Below are 25,317 nucleotides of genomic sequence, written 5' to 3' on the forward strand. Positions count from 1 at the left end.
TTGGAGCTGCTTGAATACTAATTTAATTCTTTTACATTGTCTAAATCTGACAAATCTTTACCTGCATAGTCTCTAAGAAATCTTAATAACTCTATTTTTGTAACTTTAAGTCTACCTAGTTTTAAACCTACCAGTATTTTCTTATCTATAAGCTCATAAACTTTATGTTGATCAACTTTTAAAATCTTTGCTATTTCTGGAACTGTATATAATAAATCTTCCATTTCTACCTCCTTAATTAATCTGAAATACTTTTTCAACTTTTTCATCTAATGCATGAGATATTGCTTTCATTACATCCAGACTTGGATTAGTTCGTTTACCTTTAGCCAGTGAACATACATATGCAGATGTTATTCCTGCTTCTTTAGCTATATCTGCATAGCTTAAACATTTCTTCTTTCTTATGCTGTCAATTTTGTTCATACATTTAATTCTCCTTTCACTTATTTATTAATGTTTACTACGTGTTAATAGTATCATATACTGTCAGTAAACGAAACTACCGCTAAACCTTATATTATATCATTATCGTTTACTATCAGTAAATAGCTTATTTTTTCTTTATTTTTCTTAAATTTTCATTGCTTTTTATTAACTGTGAGTATATAATATTAACTGTGAGGTGATAGTGTTGTTAGGTGATAATATTAAAAAAATAAGAATTAATAAAGGGCTAGGCCTAAATGAAACTGCTAAGAAAGCAGGTATAACAGGTGGTTATTTAAGTTCTATTGAAAATAATAAAAGAACTAATATTGGAACTGATATTTTACAAGCAATAGCTGATGTATTAGAAGTATCAGCAAGTGAATTCTATGTTGATGCTGAAAATAAAACATTAGAAAAGTCACCTGATAAAAATGATTTAACAGATAAAGATAAAAAAGATATAGAGAAAAGCCTTGATGCTACTCTTAAACAACTAGAAGAACAAGATGGACTTATGCTTTCTGGTAATCCAGTAGATGATAACGACTGGGAACTTATTAAAAGTGCTATAAAAAATGGTCTTGAGTATGCTAAAAAAATGAATAAAGAAAAATATACTCCTAAAAAATATAAAAAGTAGTTTTCTATTAGGGGGATTGGGGATATTGAAAAATATTATAAATAAAAAGGTAAATTATTTAAAAAAGACATTTAATACAAATAATCCTTTTGAATTATGTGAGTGCTTGGGAATAAAAGTATTCTTTGAGGATTTAGGTAAGAATACTAATGGATTTTTCCAAGCAGCTCCAAGAAATAGGATTATTCATATAAATTCTAAATTAAGTGATATAGATAAATTTTTCACATGTGCACATGAATTGGGCCATGCAATATTTCACTATAAATCTAATGTTTTATTTCTTGAAAAAAACACTCTTCTATCAACTAGTAAATATGAAATTGAAGCCGACACGTTTGCTGCTGAGTTGCTAATTGACGATAATCTTTTAAATAGATATGAAGATTTTTGTCTTGAAGTTGTAGCTAATTGTGAAGGTATTAATTATAAATATTTAAAGCTTAAATTTGACTTAATTTAAATTAAGTATATATTTTTTTAGTTTCACGCGAACATACGTGTGTCAAAGGAGGTATTATTATGCAAGGTGGAACTCGAAAACGTGGTTCTACATGGAGTTACTATTTCGACCTTGGAATAGTCGAAGGTAAAAGAAAAAGAAAAGAGAAGGGAGGTTTCAAAACTAAAAAAGAAGCCCAGGAAGCCTTAAGAATTGCTTTAAATGAATATGAAAAATGTGGATCTGTTATAGATGAAAGTAATATTTCTGTTTCAGATTACTTTGATTATTGGTATAAAGAGTATGTGCTTATTAACTGCAAATACAATACGCAAGAATATTACAAAAGGATAATAAAAAACCACATAACGCCATCCTTAGGTATATATAAACTTAAATCATTAACTCCAGCTATACTACAAGAGTTTATAAACCAAAAATACCTAAGTGGATTATCTAAATCAAGTATAGATAATTTCTATGGAGTACTTTCTGGAGCATTAAAATCAGCAGTATATCCTTATCAATTTATAAAAGAAAATCCTATACAATACGTTAAATTGCCTAAAAATAATAACTTGAAGAGCTCTAAGGAAGATTTAAAAATAATTTCTATTGAATACTTTAATAAAATTATCAATAGATTCCCTGTAAAAAGTAATTTCTATATTCCACTTCAAATTGCCTTTCACACTGGTATGCGTGGTGGAGAAGTTACAGCCTTACAATGGAGTGATATAGATTTAAATAATAAAACTATTAAAGTTAATCATACTCTAATAAGTAAAGGAAAAGGTATTTTTGAACTAGGTACACCTAAAACTAAAAGTTCTAACAGAACCATTGTTATAGGAGATACTTTAATAAATATATTAAAGAAACACAGCTTATATCAAAAAGAAAATAAGTTAAAGTATGGTAAGTATTATGCAGATTCTAATTTTATATGTACTAAAGAAAATGGTGAACATATAACAACTGATAGTCTTAAGTATTTATCTAAGGTAATAAATTATGAATTAGGTATAAACTTTAATTTTCACTCACTTAGACATACTCATGCTACTATGCTTTTAGAAGCTGGAGCCAATATAAAAGATATTCAAGAGAGATTAGGTCACTCAAAACTCGCTACAACTATGGATACCTATTCCCATGTAACCAACAAAATGAAAAAAGATACTGTTAATATTCTTGAAAATATACTTATACAAAAATAATTTGCCACCATTACAAAACTTATGGTGGCAAATCGGTGGCAAATCATATTTTTATTCACATCAAATTAGCTTAAACTCACTATTTATCTAGTCAGCTTAACAACGCTCTCAACATGCGGCGTATGGGGGAACATATCCATAACCTTCACCTTTTCCACCTTATATCCATTAGCAGTTAATACCTCTAAATCTACTGCTAGTGTTTTAGGGTTACAGGATACGTAGATTATTTCTTTAGCATCAAATTTTATTACGTAATCTAGGGCTACTGGGTGTACTCCCGGTCTTGGTGGGTCTAGGATTATTATGTCTGGTTTTTCTGTTACATTTTTTATGGTTACTGCTACGTCTCCTGCTATGAATTCACAGTTGTTTAGGCCGTTGATTTTAGCATTTTCTTTTGCAGCTTCTACGGCTTCTTCTATTAGTTCTATGCCTACTACTTTTTTTGCTTTTGGAGCTACTATTTGTCCTATGGTTCCTGTTCCGCAGTATAGGTCAAAGACTACTTTGTCTTCTGATTCTCCTATGAAGTCTCTTACTATAGAGTAAAGCTTCTCGGCTCCTTTTGTGTTAGTCTGGAAGAAGGCAAAGGGATTTATTTTAAATTTTAATCCTAGAAGCTCTTCTATTATATAGTCTTTTCCATGTAGTATTTCTACAGAGTCTGCTTGCACTACATCTGATAGAGAGTCATTTAAGGTATGGATTATTCCAGTGAGTTCTCCTTTTAGGTTTAATCCTTTTAAAGTATTTACAAAGGCTGTGAAGTCATATTCTACCTGTGTAGTTGTAACTATGTTAACTAATATTTCTCCTGTGTTTATAGCCTTTCTTACTACTAGGTTTCTTAAAAAGCCTTCATGTTTTAAGACCCTATAATAAGGAAGGTTTTCTCCTCTGAAGTGGTTTATAGTTGCATTTATTATAGCTCTAAAGTCTTCGTCTACTATTTGACAGTTATGTACTGATACTATGGCAAAGCTTTTTCCTTTAGCGTGCATGCCTAGGGTTAGTTCTCCACCTTTTTCAAAGTCTCCAAAGGTAAATTCCATTTTATTTCTGTATTCATAGTGAAGTGGGCTGCTTTCTATTCCTAGGTACTCATAATCTGTTATACCCTTGTTATCTAAAAGTGCCTTTACTTGTTCTTCTTTAAATTTAAGTTGAGTGTCTAGTGATAAGTCTCCTTGACTACATCCTCCACAAATTCCAAAGATATCGCAGGCTGGCTTTACTTTGTAATCTACATCTTCTAAAACTTCAAGTAGTTTAGCTTCTACTCCATTGGAATTTTTTTTAGTTACTCTTGCTCTAACCTTTTGCCCGGGCAATGCATTTTTTATAGCTACTTTTTCTCCTTCATGGAAGGCAACTCCCTTTCCTGGAAATTCTGTACCCTCTATGATAAATTCATATTCTTTTCTCTTTCTCATGTTTATCTCCTTATCTAATAAAATTCTATGTTAATTTTAATTTTTAATTTAAAAATAATTTCATTTATTATGTATATCTTTAAGTTTTATTAAAGTAATTTTACCCTCTATTTGGGGGTTCCAAATATAACTCAGAAAATCACAAAAACCTCTGAAACCCGCATGAACAGAACAAATAGTTAACTAGTTATATAGTTTCCTAGTTATATAGTTATATAGTTATATAGTTATATAGGTATATTGTTTTATTGTTCCCTATTTAACTATTTTACTATATCTATAGGTTCATAGTTTTCTAGATATATTGTTTCCTAGGTAAATAGGTGTATGTTTATTTGAAATTACCTAGTTTATTATATATTATCCCCCAGATTTTATCTAGGCTTTTATGGTATATCCCTAGGAATTTTAAAGCTTCTCCTTACACTCAATGTGGCAACTCTTAGTATTGTGGTATATATGTGGCTTAATTGACATAAAATATAGGAAGTTGATATAATGGTTAAAACTGTGGAAAACTTTGAGTTAACTTTTAGAATATCTTTAAAGGGGTGAGGTTATACTGTGAGATCTAAAAAAGAAAATACTAAGGCACTAATAGTTGATAGCTTTAAAAAGTTAATGACTCAACATTCCTTTGATAAGATAACTATAAAAATGATTACTGATGAGGCAAAGTTAATAAGACCCTCCTTTTATAACCACTTTGCTGATAAGTATGAATTACTTGAATGGATTTGTTATAAGGATATATTTGAAGGTGCAACCCTTCTTATAGATAATAAAATGTTTAATGAGACAATTCTTTTTATTCTTACTAGGATAGAAAATAATAAAGAGTTTTATGTTAAAGCTATGAAAATAGAAGGACAAAATTCCTTTGAGAGTATAATATATAAATTTCTTCTTAAGATGTTTGAAGAATTATTTTCTGTGCTAGATATAGAAAATATGAATTTTGAAGGAATTCTCACCGCTTCTGAAATTGCTAATTACTATTCTAGAGGTCTAACCTATTTTTTAATTACTTGGCTTAAAAAAGGTGTACAAGTTCCTGCTCATGAGTTAGCTGAAAAATATTATTTACTACTTTCTAATTCCTTAGAAGATATTGTATTCAAGCCATTATAAAAAGTTATGGGCTTTAACAAAATATCTTACTAATCTTATATAAAATATTGAAGATGCACTTTAATATTATTGTTAGCGAATGCCATTTGCAGGGATATTAGATTTACTTAGTATTTATGAATGGTAAAATCGTTAAGCAACACAACTTGTTTGAGTGTATACGAGTTGTTGTGTTGTAGATTTTACCTTGAATAAATGCTTTAGTAAATCAATATTCCGAAACGGCTGAGCGTTAATAATATAAGTGCTTATTCAATATTTATTTAGATTAGCTTATTTTGTTAAAGCCCCTACTTAACCTATCATAAAACAATTAAATAGATTTGTTTTAAAGCAACTACATAAGTTGCTTTTTGTTTTTTTTGATATACATTTAGGGCAAAGTGTATTTTTACATAAAAATCTATATTGACTATAATTTAAGAAAACAGATTATGAAAGGAAGATGCTTATGAGTGTTCTGGAAGTAATCATAGTATCAATAGGATTGTCTTTAGATGCATTTACAGTGACAGTATGTACAGGTGCAACTCAACCTTATCTTAAAAAGCGTATGGATTTTATTGTTGGCCTTGCATTTGGAGGAATACAAGCTATTATGCTTACTATTGGAATGATGATTACCAAGTTTCCAGTAAGCTCAATTTATTCTGAAACTTTTAAATCCATCAATCAATGGTTTTCTGCAATTATTTTCATTTTCTTAGGACTGAAGATGATAAAAAATGCACTTACTATTAAATCCATCAATGAGCAAAGGGAAAGTTTTAATTATAGAAATATTTTGTCCTTAGCCTTTGCAACTAGTTTGGATGCTTTAGTATTAGGAATTGGCTTTGCTCTACTGCGCACTGAAATTATTATAGATATGTTTATCATATTTGTGATAACAGGGATTTCATCTATTGTTGGACTAAGGGTAGGCTACCGTGTGGGTGATAAGTACAGAGTTGCAGTTAATATCTGTGGTAGCGTTATATTACTTATTATGGGAGTAAAAATGATACTTTCTTACTTTAAAATTATTTAAAATGGGGGTTGGCTTATGTTAAATGTAAAATATAAAATTGAAAAGGCTGCTTTAAAGCAGGGACTTGGATACTTAAAGAAAAATCCTGAGAAAAACTTTGAGAAAATTGTTCACTGGCTAAGAAAGTTTGATACAGAAAATTTATATGCATCTCAATATGATGCCATTGAAGGATTTTTGAAGGAGAAGGATAATAACTGGGTAGAGCTTATGACTAAATTAGCCAAAGAAGTGAATCCTCATATTTTAGAGACTGTGTTTAGTAACTTTCTTCTTAATTCTTCTATTAGAGGTTGGAGTGAATCTAGAAAAAAATCTAAGGAGTATGGCTATGAAATTCCCTTTACTTTACTTATAGACCCTACTACTGCTTGTAATAAGAAATGTATTGGTTGTTGGGCTGCTGATTATAATAAGGCTTTAAATTTAAGCTATGATGAATTAGATAGTTTACTTATTCAAGGTAAGGATTTGGGTATCTTCTTTTATATAATGACTGGTGGTGAGCCTTTAGTTAGAAAGAATGATATTTTAAAACTCGCTAAGAAACATAATGATTGTGTGTTTATGATATTTACTAATGGAACCTTAATTGATCAGGCTTTCTGTGAAGACCTATGTGAAGTTGGAAATATAGTTCCTACTATTAGTGTTGAAGGCTTTGATGATGCTACTGATGCAAGACGTGGTGATGGTTCTTGGAAGGATATTACTCGTGCTATGGCTCTTATGAAAGAAAATAGAGTTCCATTTGGATTCTCAACTTGCTTTACAACTAATAACTGTGACAGCGTTTTATCTGAAGAATTTATAGATATGATGATAGATATGGGGGCTTATTTTTCTTGGTACTTTACCTTTATGCCTATAGGCTGCAAAACAGATACTTCCTTAATGGCTAATCCTGATCAAAGAGAAAAACTCTATCGTACTATAAGAGGTTGGCGCTCTACTAAACCAATATTTAATATGGATTTCTGGCATGATGCTGAATATGTTGGTGGTTGTGTGGCTGGTGGAAGACGCTACTGCCATATTAATGCTAATGGAGATGTGGAACCTTGTGTATTCTGCCACTACTCCAGTGCTAATATAAAGGAAGTTCCTTTAATTGAAGCTTTAGGACAGCCACTGTTTATGGAATATCAAAAGAATCAACCTTTTAACAATAATCAATTTAGACCTTGCCCAATTCTTGATAATGCTCCAAAGATTGCAGAGATGGTTAAGGCTTCTGGGGCTAAGTCTACAGAGTATGTAGATCCTGAAAATGTAGAAGATTTAGTAGCTAAAACTATAGACTATGGTGAAACTTGGGCTAAGAGAGCAGAACCACTATGGGAAGAAAATTTAATGTGTAAAAATAAATAAAAACAACTATATAAAATGGATTTTCGCTAATAAACTAATCTAAGATAAGTGTTGAGCATGCGCAAACAATAATATAAAGTGCAAGCTCAGCATTCTATATAAGATTAGTAATATATTTGCGAAAATCTTTTTTTATTTTTAATTTAGTAAAATTCTTATAATCCCAATATTCATTGACACTAATTCTAAATGTATTTACAATTATAGTATCTATAATATATATTTTACAAAGGTTGTGAATACATAACTAATAAACTATATTATATTTATTTTAATCTTTATTTAAAGGAGATATTTATGAAACGAAAATTTTTAAACTTAAAATCCTTAATACTTGTTATTGTATTAGCATTTACCACAAGTTTCTTTAACACATCTGCTAATGCTGAATCCAATATACTTGACTCCCCTGAACTTTTATATGCAACTAATGATGCTAAAAATGATATAAATACATCTAAAAAGAGTTCTAGTGATTCACTAGTTCCTACCCGTTCTCAGCTTATGTGGGTAACGGATAATGCTGATGTATTGCCTGATAGTAGTATAAAATATATAATCACAAGAAACAAGAAGTTTACTGAAACTAGTGATGCTGAAATCTCAGTGTTAACTATTGAAAATTTACCAGAAGGTAATGACATAGAAACCTATGCTTATAAAGTTTTTGATGAATGGGATATGGACTTAAAAGAAAAAAATAATGCAGTATTACTTCTTATTGTTTCTGGTGAAAATAAGACTTTCATTGCTACAGGTACTGGTTTAAAAAGTGCTTTAACGGATTCAACAGTCTATAAATCTATAGAAAAAAAGTTTGCTACATCCCTAAGTACCCATAATAATAAGTACAATCTTAGCAATGTGGTATCAAGCTTAGCTACTAAGATTGATACTATTGATAAAAATAATTCTTATGATATAAATAATACTTATAATAAAAGTAATTCTGATAACTCAGGCGTACCTTTTATGAAATATTTAGGAATAATTTTACTTTTTGCATTTTTACTTTTTTTATTTTTATTTTTTTATTTTTTAAAACGTGTTTCTAAATCTTCTATTTATAAAAATTATAGGAAAAAGAACAATGTTAAAACAACTTCTTCTGCTAAAGAATTGCCTTCTTCTACCGATGAAATAATCTCTTCTGGTGATGAAGCTGTAGATGTTATTATTGCTGAAGGACTTGCTTATCTTAATCAAATTAAAAAGGCAAATGATGAAATTCCTGATGAGAAGATTACTAATCAAATTACACGTATGGAAGTAGCTACTGACAAGATTTTTAGATACATTGCAAAACATCCTGAAGATGCATCTCAAATAAGTAAATTTATGAGCTATTATTTACCTACACTTTTAAAACTATTGAATTCATATATAAGTTTAAATGGACAATGTATTAAAGGTGGTAACATATCTACTACCATAGAAAACATTGAAGGCATTCTTTCTACTATAGCGGATGCCTTTGAAAAACAATTAGATAATCTATTTGCTGATGATGCTCTAGATATATCTACTGACATTAAAGTACTAGAGGCTATGCTTGTCCAAGAAGGTCTAACTAGTGATGGTTTTATGAAATAATTTGTTTCATATAAATTTTTTCAAATTATACGTGTTTAAATTTTATGCTTACTTAAGTATAGAGAAATATATTTATTTTAATATCAAGGAGGATAATTAAATGACAAATACTGAAAACAAAGATATATTATATACAAATTCTAATACATCAAATATAGTTCCTTCACTTACCTTAGATACTTTTACTGAGGCAACTCCTGAAGTTAAACCACAACTAGCTCCAGATGTGGAACCTGAAGTTCTTGATGATAGCTCATTAAGTGATGATGAAAAGAAAATTGTAAGTGATTTTGCAGAAAAAATTGATATTACTAATACAAATATGATCCTTCAATATGGAGCTGCATCTCAAAAAAAAATAGCTGGATTCTCTGAAAGTGCTCTTAAAAATGTTCGAACAAAGGACTTAGGTGAAGTTGGAGATATGATAACTAATTTAATTGGTGAACTTAAAGACTTTAATACTGAAGAAAAACCAAAGGGTATCTTTGGAATATTTAAAAAAGCAGCTAATAATATATCAAATCTTAAAACTAAATATAATAAGGCAGAAGTAAATGTAGATAAAATATGTAATGTTTTAGAAGGACATCAAATTCAGCTATTAAAGGATATTGCCATGTTAGATGAAATGTATAGTATAAATCTAGTATATTTTAAAGAACTTTCTATGTATATCCTTGCTGGCAAGAAAAAACTTGAGGAAGTTCGTAAAGTAGTGTTACCCCAATTAGTTGCAAAGGCTAATACATCTAATCTACCTGAAGATTCTCAAGCTACTAATGACATGGCTAATCTTTGTGATCGTTTTGAGAAAAAAATTCATGATTTAGAACTTACTCGTGTAATATCTATTCAGATGGCTCCTCAAATTAGATTAGTTCAAAATAATGATACTCTTATGGCAGAAAAGATACAATCTACCTTAGTCAATACTATTCCTCTATGGAAGAGTCAAATGGTTATTGCCTTAGGTGTTGCTCATTCTCAACAAGCAATGGCAGCTCAAAGAGAAGTTACAAATATGACTAATGAACTATTACGTAAGAATGCTGAATCATTAAAAACAGCTACTATTGAAACTGTAAAAGAAAGTGAACGTGGAATTGTAGATATTGAAACTTTAAAACACACTAACCAAACTCTTATATCTACCCTAGATGAAGTAGTTAAAATCCAAGAGCAAGGCCGTCAAAAACGTCAAGAGGCTGAACTTGAAATTGGACGTATGGAAGGAGAGCTTAAGAAAAAGCTTCTAGATATTCGTTATTAATTTAAATTCTATTCTGTTTCTTTTTCTTCCTTTTCCCCTTATAATATAAGAGTAGATTATGCTTCATAAATTTATAATATATTCTTTAATATGAAGCTTGTAAAAATTAAATTTCTGGAGGAATTATGAATACACTTACTTTTATTTTTTTATGCTTTGCAGGTTTTCTGGCAGCCTTTGTAGATTCCATTGCTGGTGGTGGTGGGATAATAAGCGTTCCTGCTTATATGATAGCTGGTTTGCCTCCTCACGTGGTTCTTGGAACTAACAAGTTTACAGCTTCTATGGCCTCGCTTACTAGTTCTATTAATTTTATAAAGTCAGGTAACTGCAATTTTAAGTTTCTTAAAATAGTGGCACCTTTCACTTTAATAGGCTCTATTTTAGGAGTTAAGGCTGTACTTCTATTGGATGAAAGTTTTCTTCAACCTTTAGTTCTTGTGCTGGTTCTTGCCATAGGTGTTTATACATTCTTTTCTAAATCCATTGGGGAAAAGGATAATTTTAAGGGATTAAATAAAAGGAATATGACTATTTCTATAATCTTTGCTTTTTCACTAGGATTCTATGACGGATTCTTTGGACCTGGTACAGGCTCCTTTTTAATCTTTGGTCTTATTAATATTTTAGGTTTTAATTTTCTTAAAGCTTCAGCAAATGCTAGAGTTTTAAATTTTGTTAGTAATATTGCTGCTCTTGTTACCTTTGCCTTTAGTGGTAACATAAATTATCTAATTGGTATACCTGTTTGTGTATTTATGATATTAGGAGCTAAGCTTGGAACAAAGTTAGCTATTAATAAGGGTTCAAAGGTTATTAAGCCTATTTTTGTTACTATGTCCCTTGCGGTAGCTATAAAAATGTTATTACAACTATTCTAATATTAAATATTTTATATATTAGGAATAATTTTCTTTACAGGAACTTATCCTTAACCTATACTTATTAATGTGTGCTAAAAAGGAGGCTTTGTGCTCATGTATTCATTTGTTGTTGTAATTATTATAATTATTATTGGATTTTTAGTTTGTAAGAGAAATTATAAAAATAGAGCTAGTCATATTAATGGCAACTTATTAGAGTATTGTTATCACATTGTTGTAGAATTTGAAAAACTTAACTTTGAACAACGAGGAAGGTTTAAGGATTCTCTTACTCAAAAGGAATCAGATCTATTTGATGGAATAATAACTAGAAGCATGACTTTAGGTAAGAATCTTAACATACTTCAAAGCCATATGTTTAATCTAGAGTCTATTATGAAAAAAATAAGGGCACAAAAAACTAATATAATGCAATAAAAAATATTTTAATAAATATTTAGATATAATTTCTCATATTATACATAAACTAAATGGGAATCTTAAGAAAGGAATGATATTATGAATTTAAAAAAATTAATAACAAATACTTTAGCTATTGTAGGTGCTGTTGTGGTTGTAGATAAAATTGTAAATGCCGTTTCAAACAAGAGCATAAAGTCTATAAGTGAGGCTCTTATGAAGGGTGATTTAAATGAAGATGAAGATAGAGATGAAGAATCAGACCTATGTCAATGTAGCTTCTTAGATGATGACTATGAAGAAAATCTAAATGCTTGTCACTGTGGTGAAGATTCTGAAATTGATTATGAAGCTTTCCCTGACATAAAACAATATGAAGATAGTGACGAAGGTGCTTTTCAGTATGCTATAAAAACTGAACCTATTACGGATACACCAAAAGAAGTATAATATGTATTAAAGTCCACCTTCCTTAAAAGAAAGTGGACTTTTTAATTATCTGTGATGTTTTTTATGATGTTTTTTGTTCTTCTTGCTCTTCTTCTTACTTGGATAACATTCATCATATTCTTTATAATCATAGTATTTCTTTTTATGATGTTTGTGTCCATAATCACAATTATTTAGATACATGTTTTGAAGTAAATATTCACACTTCATGCAGTTGCTCTTAGGCTGCACACATTCCTCACATACCTTATAACTTATTGGATCACGATTTTCTAATCTACGACGGTCTCCTTCATATTCTTCTCTTAGGATGTCATCATATACTGGTTTTTCATACCTATTACAATCATCATTTAAAACTATGTCTTGATTATCTTCTTCTCTTTCACATTTGCATTTTATAGGTTTTTTGTCCCATTCCTTTATAAATTCTGATTTATCCTCATGGTGTTCATATAGCTCATCATTATTATGGAAGTTATGATTTTCTAGATAATCATCATCTTTATAATTATTTTGGCCATTATAGTATTCTTTCTTGCAATGGTAATCATCCTTATTCCACTTATCATGTTTATCATGTTCGTCATGGTGTTCATGATGGTGATCACAATGCTCTTCATGGTGTTCATGATGGTGGTCGTGATCATCTTCATGGTGTTCATGGTGTTCTTCATTGCACTTCTTACATTTTGGACAAATGTACTTAGATTTTTCTTCTAAGTATTCACAATCATCTTCACATCTATAATCCCTATTAACTTCATTAAGACCAAATTTATTCCTAGATTCTCTATTATCATAATATTTTTTATATGCTCTTTCAGCTTCTAATCTCTTCATATATAAAATATCATCAAATTCATCATCTGTTTCTACAAAATCATCATACATATCAAAATCTTCTTTTCTTTCAACAGATTTAATAAATCTTTTTGCTAAACCATCTACAGGATCCTTAAATTCTACAGATTTTACATCAGTATAATCATCTACATTCCATCTGTTATTACATTGACATTCATGGGAATTTTCATTATTAAATACTATCTCCCTACCAAAAGTAACATTAGCACTAGCTCTCTCTTGTGAAAAATCTCCGTCGGTATCAAAGGCTTCAATAGACATTATATACCTTTCTCCTAGACTTGGTTTGTTAGCTAGTTTTAAAACATAGGAGTTAGCATCTCTGCCTAATGTAGTTACATAGTTGGAGTTTATGAATATATTATATCCACCTAAATCTATATCAGTATTTTTAGTCCAATTCATTCTTATTTCTTGGCCTGTTGCTACTGCTCTAAAGTCTCTTACACTTCTAGGTTGCGTTAATAAATCTAAATTTTCTGGTCCATAGTTTAAGTCTACTGGTGGATTTACTCCAGGCATGGTTCCATTCTCAGTAAATTGCCACATTCTCCATCTAGTCCATCCACCTTGATCCCTTGGATATGGAGGATTTGTTGGTAATTCTGGATACATAGCAATCCAAAGAGGCATATCTGCTAGAATAAAGCCTTTCTTAGTATGGTAGAAATTATTATATAAATCAATAAAAAATGCTCCAGTATATAACATCATTTTTCTTCTAGTTTTTCTTTCAAATCTCTTTCTAAATCTGTCTACCCAATCTAGTAATGCATCTGTAGATATAGATTTATCTAGTGGTGCTTCAATGTCAATTACAGGGAATAGATCTCCATATCTTCCTGGTCCATAAGCTTGTTGTAATATGTCTATAAATCCATCACATTGAACATCTGCGGTAGTTAAATCTGTGGAAGGTACTGCATAGTGATATGCTCCTGTTTTTACTCCCACATTTCTTAATCCGTTTACATACTCAATAAATTTTCTGTCTATTCTAAATCTACCAGTACCATAACCAGAACCACGTAAATAAGCATATGGGGTTTGTGTTGCAAGTAGAGTATAATTTACATCGCCCCTATATTCATTTAAATCAGGACCTATTATGTTACGACTAGTTTTATTTTGCATACTCTCCTCCGAAATTGAATGCTTCACTTATTATATTACTAGTCATATATCCAATGTGTTACAACATTTTTATTTGAATTTATATGATTTTTTTAAAATTACTCTCATTAGATTTTAATATATAGAACCTAATTATCTACTGATTCTTTACTTTAATTTCTCCACTCTGTAAGTTTACCTCATATATTTTATTGTTTAAGAAAATATTTTCATCCCTTCTATTATTTCCTGAATAGGTTATATAGAAAATTATGCTATTTTTATCTTTAAATAAGCTCTTGTAGTATGTGGTAACTCCTTTTACATATTTATCGGAATCTTTATTTTGAGTGTTTGATGCCTTTATATCTTTTATAAATTTAAAAACTTCATCTTTAATATAGTTATTAATTTTCATCTCTATATCCTTGTTTATCATATTTTCAATTTTAGGATAAGATAAATACTGATTAAAATCTTCACTACTTTCTTCATAATTTATTGTTTTTATTATTGGGGCTTCCACTTGAATATTTACTTTATTTAAACCTTTAGGAAATTTACTTAGAGGTATATAAAATTTAGGAATTCCTGCTACGTAGGGAGCAATTTCATATTCATCAAAATATATAACTAAGTCTTTATCTGTTAAGAAAAACTTTTGATTATAAGGGATTACATTTAGTTTATCTACAGCTTCTTTGAAATATAATTCAGGATTTTTATTTATAGTAGCTTTCACATTGTCTAAAATAATTTTATTATAATTCCTATTATTACCCAAGAAATCTTCAATGACTCCTCTATTTCCTGTATTTATATCAAAGTTAAAAGACTCATCTACTGATGATCCATGAGCTCCACCTGTATAACTATATAGGTTTAGTGTTATTGAAAGGATATTATTCTTATTATAAGTCACATTATTGTTTACATTAATTACATAGGGTTTTGTTTCTAACCCAACTTTTATATTATATTCATTGTCTCTAATAGATAGCTTTGTTATATATTCTTCAAAGTCATTAATTCTTTTTGATATCTTATTATTTATAATCCCTTCTGCTTCTTTATTTTTAACAATCTTTACAATGGGCCTATTGATATTTACAGATACATACTTATTAGAATATACCTTTTCCTCGTTTTCTATTGTGGCACCTTCTTCATCTTTCAGTATATTATTAACCATTCTTGGTAAAGATATCTCTACGGAATCAGGATCACTGTGTGTATCTATGGCAAATGCTCCATGAAAATTAGTAGTTAATAATAAAACTAAAATTAAATATATAACTTTCTTCATAACATTTCTCCCTTCTATAAAATATATTTTAAATAAAATAACTTTATATTAGTTTGCCCATATAAATCTTGTGTACACCTGTTAATTTTTAATAAAAAAATGCCTTAACCTTTAGTTAAGACATTTTTTCAAATTAATTTTTTATAATTTAATTCTTAATTTATTTAATATAGTACTTGTTATTACCTGTGGTCCACCTAATATATACATTTTATTTATAGTATTTCTATTTTGCGTAACTAAATTCATTACTGATATATTCACCTCAGTTGGATCCATCAATAGTACAAAAGATTTTCTTTGTGCTGCTAAAGCTGATACTGAAAGAGCATCTGGAAAATCAGTTCCTAGAGCAGTATACATCTCACTAATATTTAATACGCTTTTAAATCTATTAAATATTTTTTGATTTGTATCATATCTATCTACTCCACCAATTCTTTCATAATTAATTAAAGTTTTCGCTGTGTAATCTGATATAACACCAGAACCACCTATTACATAAGTTTTAGTAATATTTTTATTACTTAAATAGCTTTTTATATTAGTTGGTATAGTGCTGTCTCTAGTTAAAAGTATCGGCATGGCTTTAATACCTGCAATGGATGATATGGAAAGACTATCTGCAAAGTTTTCCCCAGTTGTAACTACAACTTCACTTTGAATTCCAATCTGCTGTGCAATTTTTAAAGAAGTTTCATATCTATCTGCTCCACCTAACCTTTTTGTAGTTATATTCATTGCTTTAATTTGATTTTCAAAAGCAGATGAAAGAACACCAGTTCCTCCTACTATATATACATTCTTAACCTTTAGGTTAGATAATAAATTTTTAAGTTCTTGTTGTTCATTTAAAGATTGATTCCTAGCTAATAGTATTGGTGCTTTATTTTTAGCAGCCAACGGACCTGCACATAGAGCATCTGGATAATCTGTTCCAGGTGCTATTACAACTGTATCAGAAGAAGACCACCCCTTCTTTGCCACTAAATAAGAAGTTTCATATCTTGTAGCTCCATATATTCTCTCACCAGGGGTTGAAGAAAGGGTTACATTAGCCTTTAAATAATTATTTATACCATTAGCTATACCACTAGCTAATAATTCTTGATAAGAATTAGTGCTCATTTTAATTGCTTCACTTTTATTACTTATAAAACCACATTCTGCTAAAATTGATGGCATTTTAGTTTCTCTAACCACATGAAAATCAGCAGTCTTTACTTTTCTATCATAAGCTCCTGTACTGCTTATTAATTGTTTTTGCACAGAATCTGCAAGTGGCTTTGAATCCATTCTATTAGGATAATAATAAGTTTCTATTCCATATGCAGCAGTTGTAGTTGCTGAATTTATATGAATTGATGCAAAGGCATCAGCTCCTGAATTATTAGCAAGGGAACTAATTTCTCTAAGCTCCAAAAACTTATCCGTAGTTCTACTCATTACTACTTCTATTCCTTGAGATTGAAGAATTCTTTGAACCTTAAGAGCTATCGCTAAAGTTAAATGTCTTTCTTCTAATCCATTCGCACAAGCTCCTGGATCACCACCATATCTCGGATCACCACCATGTCCTGCATCAATAAATACTCTATAGTTACTGTTAGTTGTTATAGCTTTTGCAGTGGTTGCTGTTAAAGTTCTAGCTGATGCTACTTCTTTAGTTGGCTCCTTTACTAATACTTCATAAACATAAGTACCGCCTTCACTTTCAAGGGTTATAAAGGTTTCCCCTGTAGCTACACCCACAAATTTTCCATTTTTGTCTACTTTGACTATACTTTCATCTCTAGAACTTAATTTAAAAGGAATTGAAGCTTCTTCTTCTACTAAAAGGCTAGTATGGTCAATTGCTTGTCCAACATCAATGGATAATCCATTTTTCACTTGTACATTAGCCCCTTCATTTTCACTTAGTATAGTTTTTAATTGACTTTCTGTATTACTTATACCACCATCTTCTGCTGCAGCTAATCTACTAACTGGAGATACCATAGTAATTGTTAACATTGCAGTTATTGCACATAGTAGCTTTCTAATACGACTTTTACTTCTTTTCACTCTTCTTTCCCCCTATTATACATAATTATACATTTTATCACTAAAATATAGTCACCATTAATTTTATTCTACATATATCATTCATATCCTTTTGATTTTTGATAAATTATGTGGAATTTTTACTTTTACAGTGTTACTTATACATTATAACATATAAATTGGGAGTAATTTGTAAACTTTTATAATATAGCTTCCTCATGCAATAATTAATATGAATTTAAATCTTGGTAAACAGAGTTTTTAGCTTCAGATGGAGTATTAAAGCTAGTAGTAATGGATTTAATTAGAGCTATAACTTATAAAAGGTATATCCTAATGACTTTCATCACTATGATATACCTTTTAATTCTTACTTTAAATAATAAAATCCTTTGGATCATGCTCCTTTGCTTTAGGACCATTGTATTCAGCCTTAGGTCCATTAAATACAGCTTTAGCACTTTCTACTTGTGGATCATGATTTATATTTTTTTTCTTAAAATGTCCATCTTCTTTTTTATTATTTTGTGTTTTTTTCATATTTGTCACGGTATCACCCCTTTGTAATATTAGAGTAACCACAAATCTTTAGTTTATACTTTTTAAAGTTTCTTAAATTTAAATATAAGATATTTTCTAATATTTACCTGCACTTATAATCATATTATGATATAATTATAGTATTATACTCATATATTAAGAGTAAACTTAATATAATAAAAATGGTTTAAAGGAGGTTATTACATTATGGAATACAATTTATCAACTTTAGAAGCTTTTCAAGTTTTAGATTCTCATCCTACTTACAGAGCTATTAATTCTGAAGGTCATACTTTAGAACTTAGAGGTCCAGAAAAATTTATCATTCACAGACGTGTAAAACTTGCAAAAGATAAGCATGTAAGTCTTAATGATACATGGAGAATAATTAAGCCTATTGATTATGAACTAGCTAATGAACTTTTCAAAAGACTTAGAACTATAGAAATTAGATTTGAAGATGGTACTAAGAAATTCTATTCAAAGATGCCTGACAATGGTCATGTTATCCTTGAAAGTGATCTACCACATTATAAAAATTGCTTATTTTATTGTTTTAGTTACTATGAAGAGTAAAATTTCTATGTAAGGATTTATTATGGATATTGATGAGTGCATAAATAAAAAATAGACTATGAAACTTAATTTCATGTTTCATAGTCTATTTTTTGTAACCTTTAAAGTACCTACTAATATATTATATATAGATAGTACTTTTTGGGAGATTTATATGGAATTTTACGGAAGTCAAACTGAAAAAAATCTGAAAAAGACTTTTACTGGTGAGAGTAAGGCTAACACTAAATATACATTATATGCAGAAAAAGCTAGAAGTGAAGGTCTTCACTATGTAGCCCAAGTTTTTGATGAAACTGCATTTAATGAACTTGCCCATGCTAGAAGGGTATTTGGAGAATTTTTAGGTGAAGTAAACTCTACAGAAGAAAACTTAATGAATGCCTTTATGGGCGAAACTGCTGAAGCAACTGCAATTTATAAAGAATATGAAGAAGTCGCAAGAAGGGAAGGGTTCGAAGAAATCGCAGACTTCTATAAAGAACTTGCAGAAGTGGAAGCTGAGCATGATTTAAGATTCCGTGCTCTTTACAACCGATTACTTAGCTGTACCTTGTATAAAGGAGATTCTGATTCTCTATGGCAATGTACTAACTGTGGATATATACATGAAGGTGACACTGCACCTAAAGTATGTCCTCTTTGTAAATTCCCTCAAGGATGGTTTGAGCCATATTGTAACCCTCTAGAATAAACAGAGTTCTTAGCTTCTTCGAAGATTAGAAATCGTTATCCAGGGACGTAACAGCTCTTTACTCCCTCTTTTAAGAAGACTGGAGTATTAGAGCTGGTAGTCATCGGATAAATGCCTTAAAATAGCGTAGATACCCACCCCCAGGGTAATCTCGCTATTTTATTTTTATAATATAAAGGTTTTTAATGATTTTTATAGAAATATTTAATTTATATACTATGGAGCTAAATTTATACATATTAATTTTGATCTTCTACTATACATTAATTGAAGATATCATGTTTTTTATTAAAAGTTTATATTTTTTTATTATAGGAGTTATTATGAGTATTAAAATTTTAATTTGTGATGATGATGCACTGATAAGAGAAAGTTTAAAGATTATATTATCCATGGATGAGGAGTTAAATGTTGTACATGTTTGTGAAAATGGTTTGGAAGCTGTTAAATATTGCTGTAATAACTCTGTGGACGTGGCACTTTTAGATGTTCGTATGCCTAAATTAAATGGTGTAGAGGCAACTAAGGAGATTTGTAAAGTCACATCAACTAAAGTCATTATATTAACCACCTTTGATGAGGATGAATATATTTCTTCTTCATTAAGGAATGGAGCAAAGGGTTATTTGTTAAAAAGCAATTCTCCTAATACTATTATTAACACCATAAAAGTAGTTCATAATGGAAGTGACGTAGTGGAAAATGGAATTATAGATAAGCTTCTTTCTAAAACTTCTCCAGTATGTCCTAACCCTAATATGAATAATTTTTCTAAAAGAGAAGTGGAAATTATAGAATCTATTGCTGAAGGTTTAAGTAATAAGGAAATTTCTGAAAAGCTATATATCTCTGAAGGTACTGTGAAAAATTATATTACAAACATATTAACTAAAACTAATTTAAAGCATAGAACCCAAATTGCAGTTTGTTATTTAAAAGGAAAAATTTAGGTATGACTAAAGTCATATAAAGTTATGACCTTTTCCACTTATTAGTGGGAAAGGTTTTTTATATAATTTAATTATAGGATATTCTAATTATATTTAAATTTCAGCTAAGAAATATCAATATGATTTTTAGAAAATACTTAATAATTTTTTAGCTTAAAAAAGGGGTTGTTATAATGTTAATAAATATGGAAAACCTGACTAAAAACTTTGGTGATAATATTGCTGTAGATAACTTAACTCTTTCCATTGAAAAAGGTGAAATTCTAGGTCTTTTAGGTCCTAACGGTGCAGGTAAAACTACTACTATAAATATAATCACCTCCATACTAAAGCCTACTAAAGGTAATGTAGAAATCTTTGGAAAGTCTCTTTATAAGTATGGATCAGAAATTAAGGCTCGTATGGGTATTGTACCTCAATACATATCTTTATACGAAAACCTTACAGTAGAAGAAAATATAAGTTTTTTTGCAAAACTTTATGGGTTAAGGGGAGCTTCTTTGAGAGAGGGTTTAAACTATGCTCTAGATTTTATCTCTTTACAGGATCATAAAAAAACTAAGTGTAAAAATCTATCTGGTGGAATGCAGCGTCGATTAAATATTGGTTGCGCCATAGCTCATAAGCCAGAAATTATAATTATGGACGAACCAACCGTGGGAATAGATCCTCAATCTAGAAATCATATATTAAATATGGCAAAAGAGCTTAATAAAGAAGGTTGCACTATTATTTATACTTCTCACTACATGGAAGAAGTTCAACAGCTGTGTAATAAAATTGTTATTATGGATAATGGAAAGCTAATAGCAAAGGGAACTAAGGATGATTTAATCTCTTTAATTTCTGATAACTCCACTTTAGAAATTGAAGGCTATGATATTAATGAATCTGTTTTAGAAAAGCTTTTGGAAATAAAGGGAGTAAAAAGTTATTCCTTAAATGAAAATAAAGTACTGATAACCTCCAGTAAAGATGTATCAAATTTAAGTTCCATTATTAACTTTTTTACTTCTAATAATATAGAAATTAGAAATATGGGTTATAAAACCTTAGATTTAGAAGATGTATTCTTAACTTTAACTGGCAAAAAGCTTAGGGATTAGGAGGAAATTATGAAATTTTTAAATGTTGTTTATTATGATATATTAGACCTAGTTAGGGATAAGACCTCCATGTTATCCATGATAATTTTCCCTATATTATTTATGACTACCCTTGGAATAACTTTAAGTGGAGCCTTTTCTTCAAGCTATGAATTTAAACCTAAAACAGTGATATATGTGAACAATCTTTCTACCACTTCTAATTATAGTGAAGAAAAACTTATATTAAACAATTTCTTAGAACTGGGGAAAAATAATAATATAACCTTTAAAGAAATTTCATCTGTAGAAGAAGGTCAAAAAGAAGTTCAAACCGCTAATTCTATATTCCTAGAACTTAAGGATAAAAATATTATAGTTTATAAAAATTCTAAGAATAAATATTCCACAAATATAGTTATAAGTATGCTAACTTCCATATCTAAAAAAGTCACTCTAAAAAGTATCACCAATGGTAATATTGAAACCTTAGAAGAAGGCTTTACTACTGCTACTGAATTTCAGCCTAAAAAAGGGTTTACCTCCTATGATTATTATGGCATCGTGGAAATAACTATGATGGTCCTTTATGGTTCGGGCTATGGGTTTTATACCATTTATAATAATAGAAGAAACAAAATAGAAGCTAGGTGCTTTCAAGGGAACCTTTCTAAAAATTCCTATATAATAACTAAAGTTACTTCAACTTTTATTGTAACAGCGATATCACTAATTCCTGCAATGCTTTACTCCATATTTGTTTTAAAAGCTTATTGGGGTGAGGATTACTTCTCTGTTATAGCACTCCTTTTATCTTTAAATTTCTTTGGCACTACCCTTGGGATTTTACTTGGATATATTTTTAAGGAAGAAAAACATGGTTCCTTCTTTCTTAATACCTTAATTATACCTGTTATGACATTTTTAGGTGGAGGATATATATATTTAGAAGATGGTAATAAGCTGCTTGATATAGTACGCTATATTTCACCTTTAACCTTAATAAATAAATCTATTCTTTCCATAGCTTTTTATGAGGACTATTCTAAGTTTTATATAAGTATTCTTTACTCTGTAGCACTGGGAATTTTATTTTTAGCTTTTACTTTCTCTATATCAAATAAACAGGAGGCTTATTAATGAAGATTTTATTAGTTATGGCGGAAAAAAATCTAAGGCTTATATTTAAAGATAAGCTTTCTATAATACAACTTTTTATTCCTATAATAATAATAATGATTAGTATAAAATTATTTAGTTTCAGCAATGGAACTGTAAAAATCGGGATTATAGATGAAGATTGCTCTGATTCATCAAAGCTTTTAATAAGTAGTTTAAGTAATAATTCTTCAATTAGTACAGTACCTCTTGAAAGTTCTACTGTTGAATCAACTATGATGGAGACATCTATTCCTGTCACCATTGAAATCCCTAAAGACTTTGAAGAAAGTATTATAAATGGAACTCCTAAAAAGATTAATGTACTTTCTGAAAAAGACAGTTCTATGGGTGATGCTATTACCTCCATAGTAAATCTTCAAGTAGAAGATTTATATAACTTGGGCATTAATTCTAATAAAAGCAATGATGAATATGAAAAACTTTTATTAAAATATAGTGATGATCCAGTTAAAATAACCTCTAAAACCTTATCAGATTTAGAGAATGATTTTGATTTAACTCAAACTGCAATTGCCTTTGTAATTTTCTTTCTCATGATGAGGGCATCTTCTATATCTTATATAGTATTATCAGAAAGATGGAATAAAACTTACTATAGAATATTTACTACGCCAGTTACCTCCTTTCAATATATTGGAGGAAATATCTTAGCAAACTTTTCACTTTTAGCTTTTCAACTTCTAATTACCCTTATAACTCTAAATTATTTTGTAGATATATATACCGGAGTGAGCTTTATTCCTCTGTTTCTTCTATTATTAGGAATAGCCCTAGTTACCGTGGCCTTTGGTACTTTTTCCATAGCTTTATTTTTTAATTCTAAGGGATACGGTATGTTTTCTAACATTGTAATTACTATCACTACCATGGTATCAGGTGCTTTTACTTCCATTAATTTTTTACCTGAAAGTGTTAGATTTATAGCTCCCTTCACTCCTCAGTACTGGGTAATGAATGGGATAACTAAACTTCAGATGGGTATGGGAACAGATTCTATTATTATTAATTTGGGAATATTATTACTCTTCTCCATTGCGCTATTTTTAGCTTCAGCCTATAAGCTTAAGTTCAAACTTCAATAAAAGTTTTATATTTAATGTAAGTATTATAAATACTGTATTAAAGACCATTATAATAAACCTTCACTAAGAAATTTAATTTATTAGTGAGGGTTTATATATGTATTCTTATCTTTAAATGATATAATTAAGCAATAATATTTTTTAATTTTACTTTGAAAGAAGGGATATAATGAGTATATTATCTTTAAAAAATGTTTCTTTTCAAGATGCTAATACAAAAGTTCTAAAGGACATTAATTTAGAAATCAATGAAGGGGATTTTATAACTATCACAGGTCCTTCTGGTGGTGGCAAATCAACCTTACTGAGAATTTTAGGGGACTTAATTTCTCCAACTTCTGGCCATGTATACCTGAGAGATAAGGATTATTCTGAAATCCCCCCTCTTAAACTGCGCAGTGAAATAAATTATTTTTTCCAACAACCTTATTTGTTTGGTAATACTGTCTATGATAATCTTTCTTTTCCCTATGAAATTAGAAAGAAAAATATAGATGATAGGAAAATATATATGCTTTTAGAAAAGTTTAATATAGACAAGGAATACTTAATTAAAGATATAAACAAATTATCTGGTGGCGAGAAACAAAGAATTTCCCTTATTCGCTCTCTTCTCCATGCAGGTCCTGTTCTCCTACTAGATGAGATTACTTCAGCACTAGACAAAGAAAATAAACTTTTAGTTGAGCATATTATGAAGGATATGAATAATAAAGGTCATACAATCTTATGGATTACCCATGATTTATCTCAAATAAAGGACTTAAGCAATAAAAAGATTATTATAGAAGATGGAACAATAATTTCTAAGGAGGGATTTTAATGAGTACTCTATCACTTATAGTTTCTTCAGTATTAATTTGTATTCCTATTTTCATCTCCTATAAAGAAGATTTAGGACTAGGTAAAGATATACTTATTAGTATGGTTAGAGCCATAATACAATTAGTTATAGTAGGCTATATACTTCAATTTGTATTTAGCTTAGAAAATCCTATATTCACTATTTTATTAGTTACACTAATGATTATCAACGCAGCACTTAACACCAAAAAGCGTAGTGAGAACATAAAAAATCCTGTTAGAACATCCTTTATTGCTCTATTTTCAGGTGCTTTTATAACCCTTTCTATATTAGTACTTTCTGGTGCTATTAACTTTATTCCTAATGAAATAGTACCTGTAGCCGGTATGGTTGTGAGTAATTCTATGGTTGCTATAAATCTCAGTTACAAAAACCTTAATACTACCTTTAGTAGCAAGAGAAATGAAGTTGAAGTTAAACTTGCTCTTGGAGCCACATCTAAGGTTGCATCTAAAGAGATTCTTAAAGATAGTATAAAACTCTCAATAATGCCTTCCATTGACTCTGCTAAAACCCTTGGCATTGTATCTCTTCCTGGGATGATGACTGGATTGATTTTAGCTGGATCATCTCCACTTATGGCAATTAAATTTCAAATAATGGTTACCTTTATGATATTATCTTCAACCTCCATTGCTACTCTAATAGCAACCTATATCTCCTACAAAAGCTTCTTCAATGAAAGATCTCAATTAAAAATATAATATTAATAT

Annotated in this window: 25 protein-coding genes and 1 pseudogene; 19 read left to right on the forward strand and 7 right to left on the reverse strand. The window is 29.5% G+C overall.

The window, feature by feature from the left end:
- Positions 1-17 precede the first annotated feature (17 nt).
- Together B3B03_RS09565 and B3B03_RS09570 are read right to left on the reverse strand one after the other, a co-directional pair.
- Positions 18-224: a helix-turn-helix domain-containing protein gene (locus B3B03_RS09565; RefSeq protein WP_346877148.1), complete on the reverse strand. Its 207-nt coding sequence runs from the start codon at positions 222-224 to the stop codon at positions 18-20.
- Between the two features lie 10 nt (positions 225-234).
- Positions 235-426 (reverse strand): helix-turn-helix transcriptional regulator, encoded by a 192-nt coding sequence (locus tag B3B03_RS09570; RefSeq protein ID WP_346877149.1) that lies wholly within the window; start codon positions 424-426, stop codon positions 235-237.
- A 208-nt stretch (positions 427-634) separates the two neighbouring features.
- On the opposite strand from B3B03_RS09570, the gene B3B03_RS09575 reads away from it, so the two are divergent.
- From B3B03_RS09575 to B3B03_RS09585, 3 genes are read left to right on the forward strand one after another with little or no spacing between them, the layout of a single operon-like run.
- On the forward strand, positions 635-1,072 hold the full coding sequence (locus B3B03_RS09575; protein ID WP_346877150.1) for a helix-turn-helix transcriptional regulator: 438 nt from the start codon (positions 635-637) through the stop codon (positions 1,070-1,072).
- Between the two features lie 25 nt (positions 1,073-1,097).
- Positions 1,098-1,535: an ImmA/IrrE family metallo-endopeptidase gene (locus B3B03_RS09580; protein WP_346877151.1), complete on the forward strand. Its 438-nt coding sequence runs from the start codon at positions 1,098-1,100 to the stop codon at positions 1,533-1,535.
- A 59-nt stretch (positions 1,536-1,594) separates the two neighbouring features.
- A complete protein-coding gene (locus tag B3B03_RS09585) occupies positions 1,595-2,734 on the forward strand; it encodes a site-specific integrase (RefSeq protein WP_346877152.1) in 1,140 nt (379 codons plus the stop codon).
- An 83-nt stretch (positions 2,735-2,817) separates the two neighbouring features.
- Here B3B03_RS09585 and rlmD read toward each other — a convergent pair whose 3' ends face one another.
- Positions 2,818-4,170: a 23S rRNA (uracil(1939)-C(5))-methyltransferase RlmD gene (rlmD, locus tag B3B03_RS09590; protein WP_346877153.1), complete on the reverse strand. Its 1,353-nt coding sequence runs from the start codon at positions 4,168-4,170 to the stop codon at positions 2,818-2,820.
- A 564-nt stretch (positions 4,171-4,734) separates the two neighbouring features.
- Between rlmD and B3B03_RS09595 the strand changes: the two genes are divergently transcribed.
- The 8 genes from B3B03_RS09595 (at position 4,735) to B3B03_RS09630 (ending at position 12,301) form a co-directional block, all read left to right on the forward strand.
- Positions 4,735-5,301 carry a TetR/AcrR family transcriptional regulator C-terminal domain-containing protein gene (locus B3B03_RS09595; RefSeq protein WP_346877154.1) on the forward strand — a complete coding sequence of 189 codons (567 nt, stop codon included), beginning with the start codon at positions 4,735-4,737 and terminating at the stop codon, positions 5,299-5,301.
- Between the two features lie 451 nt (positions 5,302-5,752).
- On the forward strand, positions 5,753-6,331 hold the full coding sequence (locus B3B03_RS09600) for a manganese efflux pump MntP family protein (protein WP_346877155.1): 579 nt from the start codon (positions 5,753-5,755) through the stop codon (positions 6,329-6,331).
- 15 nt (positions 6,332-6,346) lie between these two features.
- Positions 6,347-7,702 (forward strand): radical SAM protein, encoded by a 1,356-nt coding sequence (locus B3B03_RS09605; protein WP_346877156.1) that lies wholly within the window; start codon positions 6,347-6,349, stop codon positions 7,700-7,702.
- Positions 7,703-7,999: 297 nt separating this feature from the next.
- A complete protein-coding gene (locus B3B03_RS09610) occupies positions 8,000-9,295 on the forward strand; it encodes a 5-bromo-4-chloroindolyl phosphate hydrolysis family protein (RefSeq protein ID WP_346877157.1) in 1,296 nt (431 codons plus the stop codon).
- Positions 9,296-9,395: 100 nt separating this feature from the next.
- The gene (locus B3B03_RS09615; RefSeq protein WP_346877158.1) at positions 9,396-10,568 is read left to right on the forward strand and encodes a toxic anion resistance protein; all 1,173 of its coding nucleotides are present in this window, start codon (positions 9,396-9,398) and stop codon (positions 10,566-10,568) included.
- A 125-nt stretch (positions 10,569-10,693) separates the two neighbouring features.
- Positions 10,694-11,449 carry a TSUP family transporter gene (locus B3B03_RS09620; protein ID WP_346846337.1) on the forward strand — a complete coding sequence of 252 codons (756 nt, stop codon included), beginning with the start codon at positions 10,694-10,696 and terminating at the stop codon, positions 11,447-11,449.
- 96 nt (positions 11,450-11,545) lie between these two features.
- Positions 11,546-11,869 (forward strand): hypothetical protein, encoded by a 324-nt coding sequence (locus B3B03_RS09625; protein ID WP_346877159.1) that lies wholly within the window; start codon positions 11,546-11,548, stop codon positions 11,867-11,869.
- Positions 11,870-11,950: 81 nt separating this feature from the next.
- Complete coding sequence (locus B3B03_RS09630; RefSeq protein WP_346846335.1) at positions 11,951-12,301, forward strand: hypothetical protein; 351 nt, start codon at positions 11,951-11,953, stop codon at positions 12,299-12,301.
- 45 nt (positions 12,302-12,346) lie between these two features.
- Here B3B03_RS09630 and B3B03_RS09635 read toward each other — a convergent pair whose 3' ends face one another.
- The 4 genes and pseudogenes from B3B03_RS09635 to B3B03_RS18055 all read right to left on the reverse strand — a co-directional run.
- The gene (locus B3B03_RS09635) at positions 12,347-14,302 is read right to left on the reverse strand and encodes a glycoside hydrolase family 25 protein (protein WP_346877160.1); all 1,956 of its coding nucleotides are present in this window, start codon (positions 14,300-14,302) and stop codon (positions 12,347-12,349) included.
- 136 nt (positions 14,303-14,438) lie between these two features.
- A complete protein-coding gene (locus B3B03_RS09640; RefSeq protein ID WP_346846333.1) occupies positions 14,439-15,587 on the reverse strand; it encodes a PdaC/SigV domain-containing protein in 1,149 nt (382 codons plus the stop codon).
- A gap of 141 nt (positions 15,588-15,728) precedes the next feature.
- Positions 15,729-17,651, reverse strand: coding sequence for a cell wall-binding repeat-containing protein (locus B3B03_RS09645; protein WP_346877161.1), 1,923 nt, complete (start codon positions 17,649-17,651; stop codon positions 15,729-15,731).
- Between the two features lie 414 nt (positions 17,652-18,065).
- A pseudogene (locus tag B3B03_RS18055) lies at positions 18,066-18,170 on the reverse strand (CPC_1213 family protein); the annotation flags it as partial.
- A gap of 207 nt (positions 18,171-18,377) precedes the next feature.
- On the opposite strand from B3B03_RS18055, the gene B3B03_RS09655 reads away from it, so the two are divergent.
- The 8 genes from B3B03_RS09655 (at position 18,378) to B3B03_RS09690 (ending at position 25,308) form a co-directional block, all read left to right on the forward strand.
- Positions 18,378-18,746, forward strand: coding sequence for a hypothetical protein (locus B3B03_RS09655; protein WP_346846330.1), 369 nt, complete (start codon positions 18,378-18,380; stop codon positions 18,744-18,746).
- Between the two features lie 154 nt (positions 18,747-18,900).
- The gene (locus tag B3B03_RS09660) at positions 18,901-19,440 is read left to right on the forward strand and encodes a rubrerythrin family protein (RefSeq protein ID WP_346846329.1); all 540 of its coding nucleotides are present in this window, start codon (positions 18,901-18,903) and stop codon (positions 19,438-19,440) included.
- 323 nt (positions 19,441-19,763) lie between these two features.
- Positions 19,764-20,390 carry a response regulator transcription factor gene (locus B3B03_RS09665; RefSeq protein WP_346877162.1) on the forward strand — a complete coding sequence of 209 codons (627 nt, stop codon included), beginning with the start codon at positions 19,764-19,766 and terminating at the stop codon, positions 20,388-20,390.
- Positions 20,391-20,563: 173 nt separating this feature from the next.
- The gene (locus tag B3B03_RS09670; RefSeq protein WP_346877163.1) at positions 20,564-21,496 is read left to right on the forward strand and encodes an ABC transporter ATP-binding protein; all 933 of its coding nucleotides are present in this window, start codon (positions 20,564-20,566) and stop codon (positions 21,494-21,496) included.
- A gap of 9 nt (positions 21,497-21,505) precedes the next feature.
- Positions 21,506-22,615: an ABC transporter permease gene (locus B3B03_RS09675; RefSeq protein ID WP_346877164.1), complete on the forward strand. Its 1,110-nt coding sequence runs from the start codon at positions 21,506-21,508 to the stop codon at positions 22,613-22,615.
- Entirely contained in the window at positions 22,615-23,739 is a 1,125-nt protein-coding gene (locus tag B3B03_RS09680) for an ABC transporter permease (protein ID WP_346877165.1), read from the forward strand. Before B3B03_RS09675 ends, B3B03_RS09680 begins: the two co-directional genes overlap by 1 nt.
- Before the next feature lie 169 nt (positions 23,740-23,908).
- The gene (locus B3B03_RS09685; protein WP_346846324.1) at positions 23,909-24,562 is read left to right on the forward strand and encodes an ABC transporter ATP-binding protein; all 654 of its coding nucleotides are present in this window, start codon (positions 23,909-23,911) and stop codon (positions 24,560-24,562) included.
- Positions 24,562-25,308, forward strand: coding sequence for an ABC transporter permease (locus B3B03_RS09690; RefSeq protein ID WP_346877166.1), 747 nt, complete (start codon positions 24,562-24,564; stop codon positions 25,306-25,308). The genes B3B03_RS09685 and B3B03_RS09690 overlap by 1 nt, the downstream gene beginning before the upstream one ends.
- Positions 25,309-25,317: the final 9 nt, after the last annotated feature.

Source organism: Clostridium sp. UBA5712, assembly GCF_002419845.1.
Lineage (GTDB): Bacteria > Bacillota > Clostridia > Clostridiales > Clostridiaceae > Clostridium_J > Clostridium_J sulfidigenes.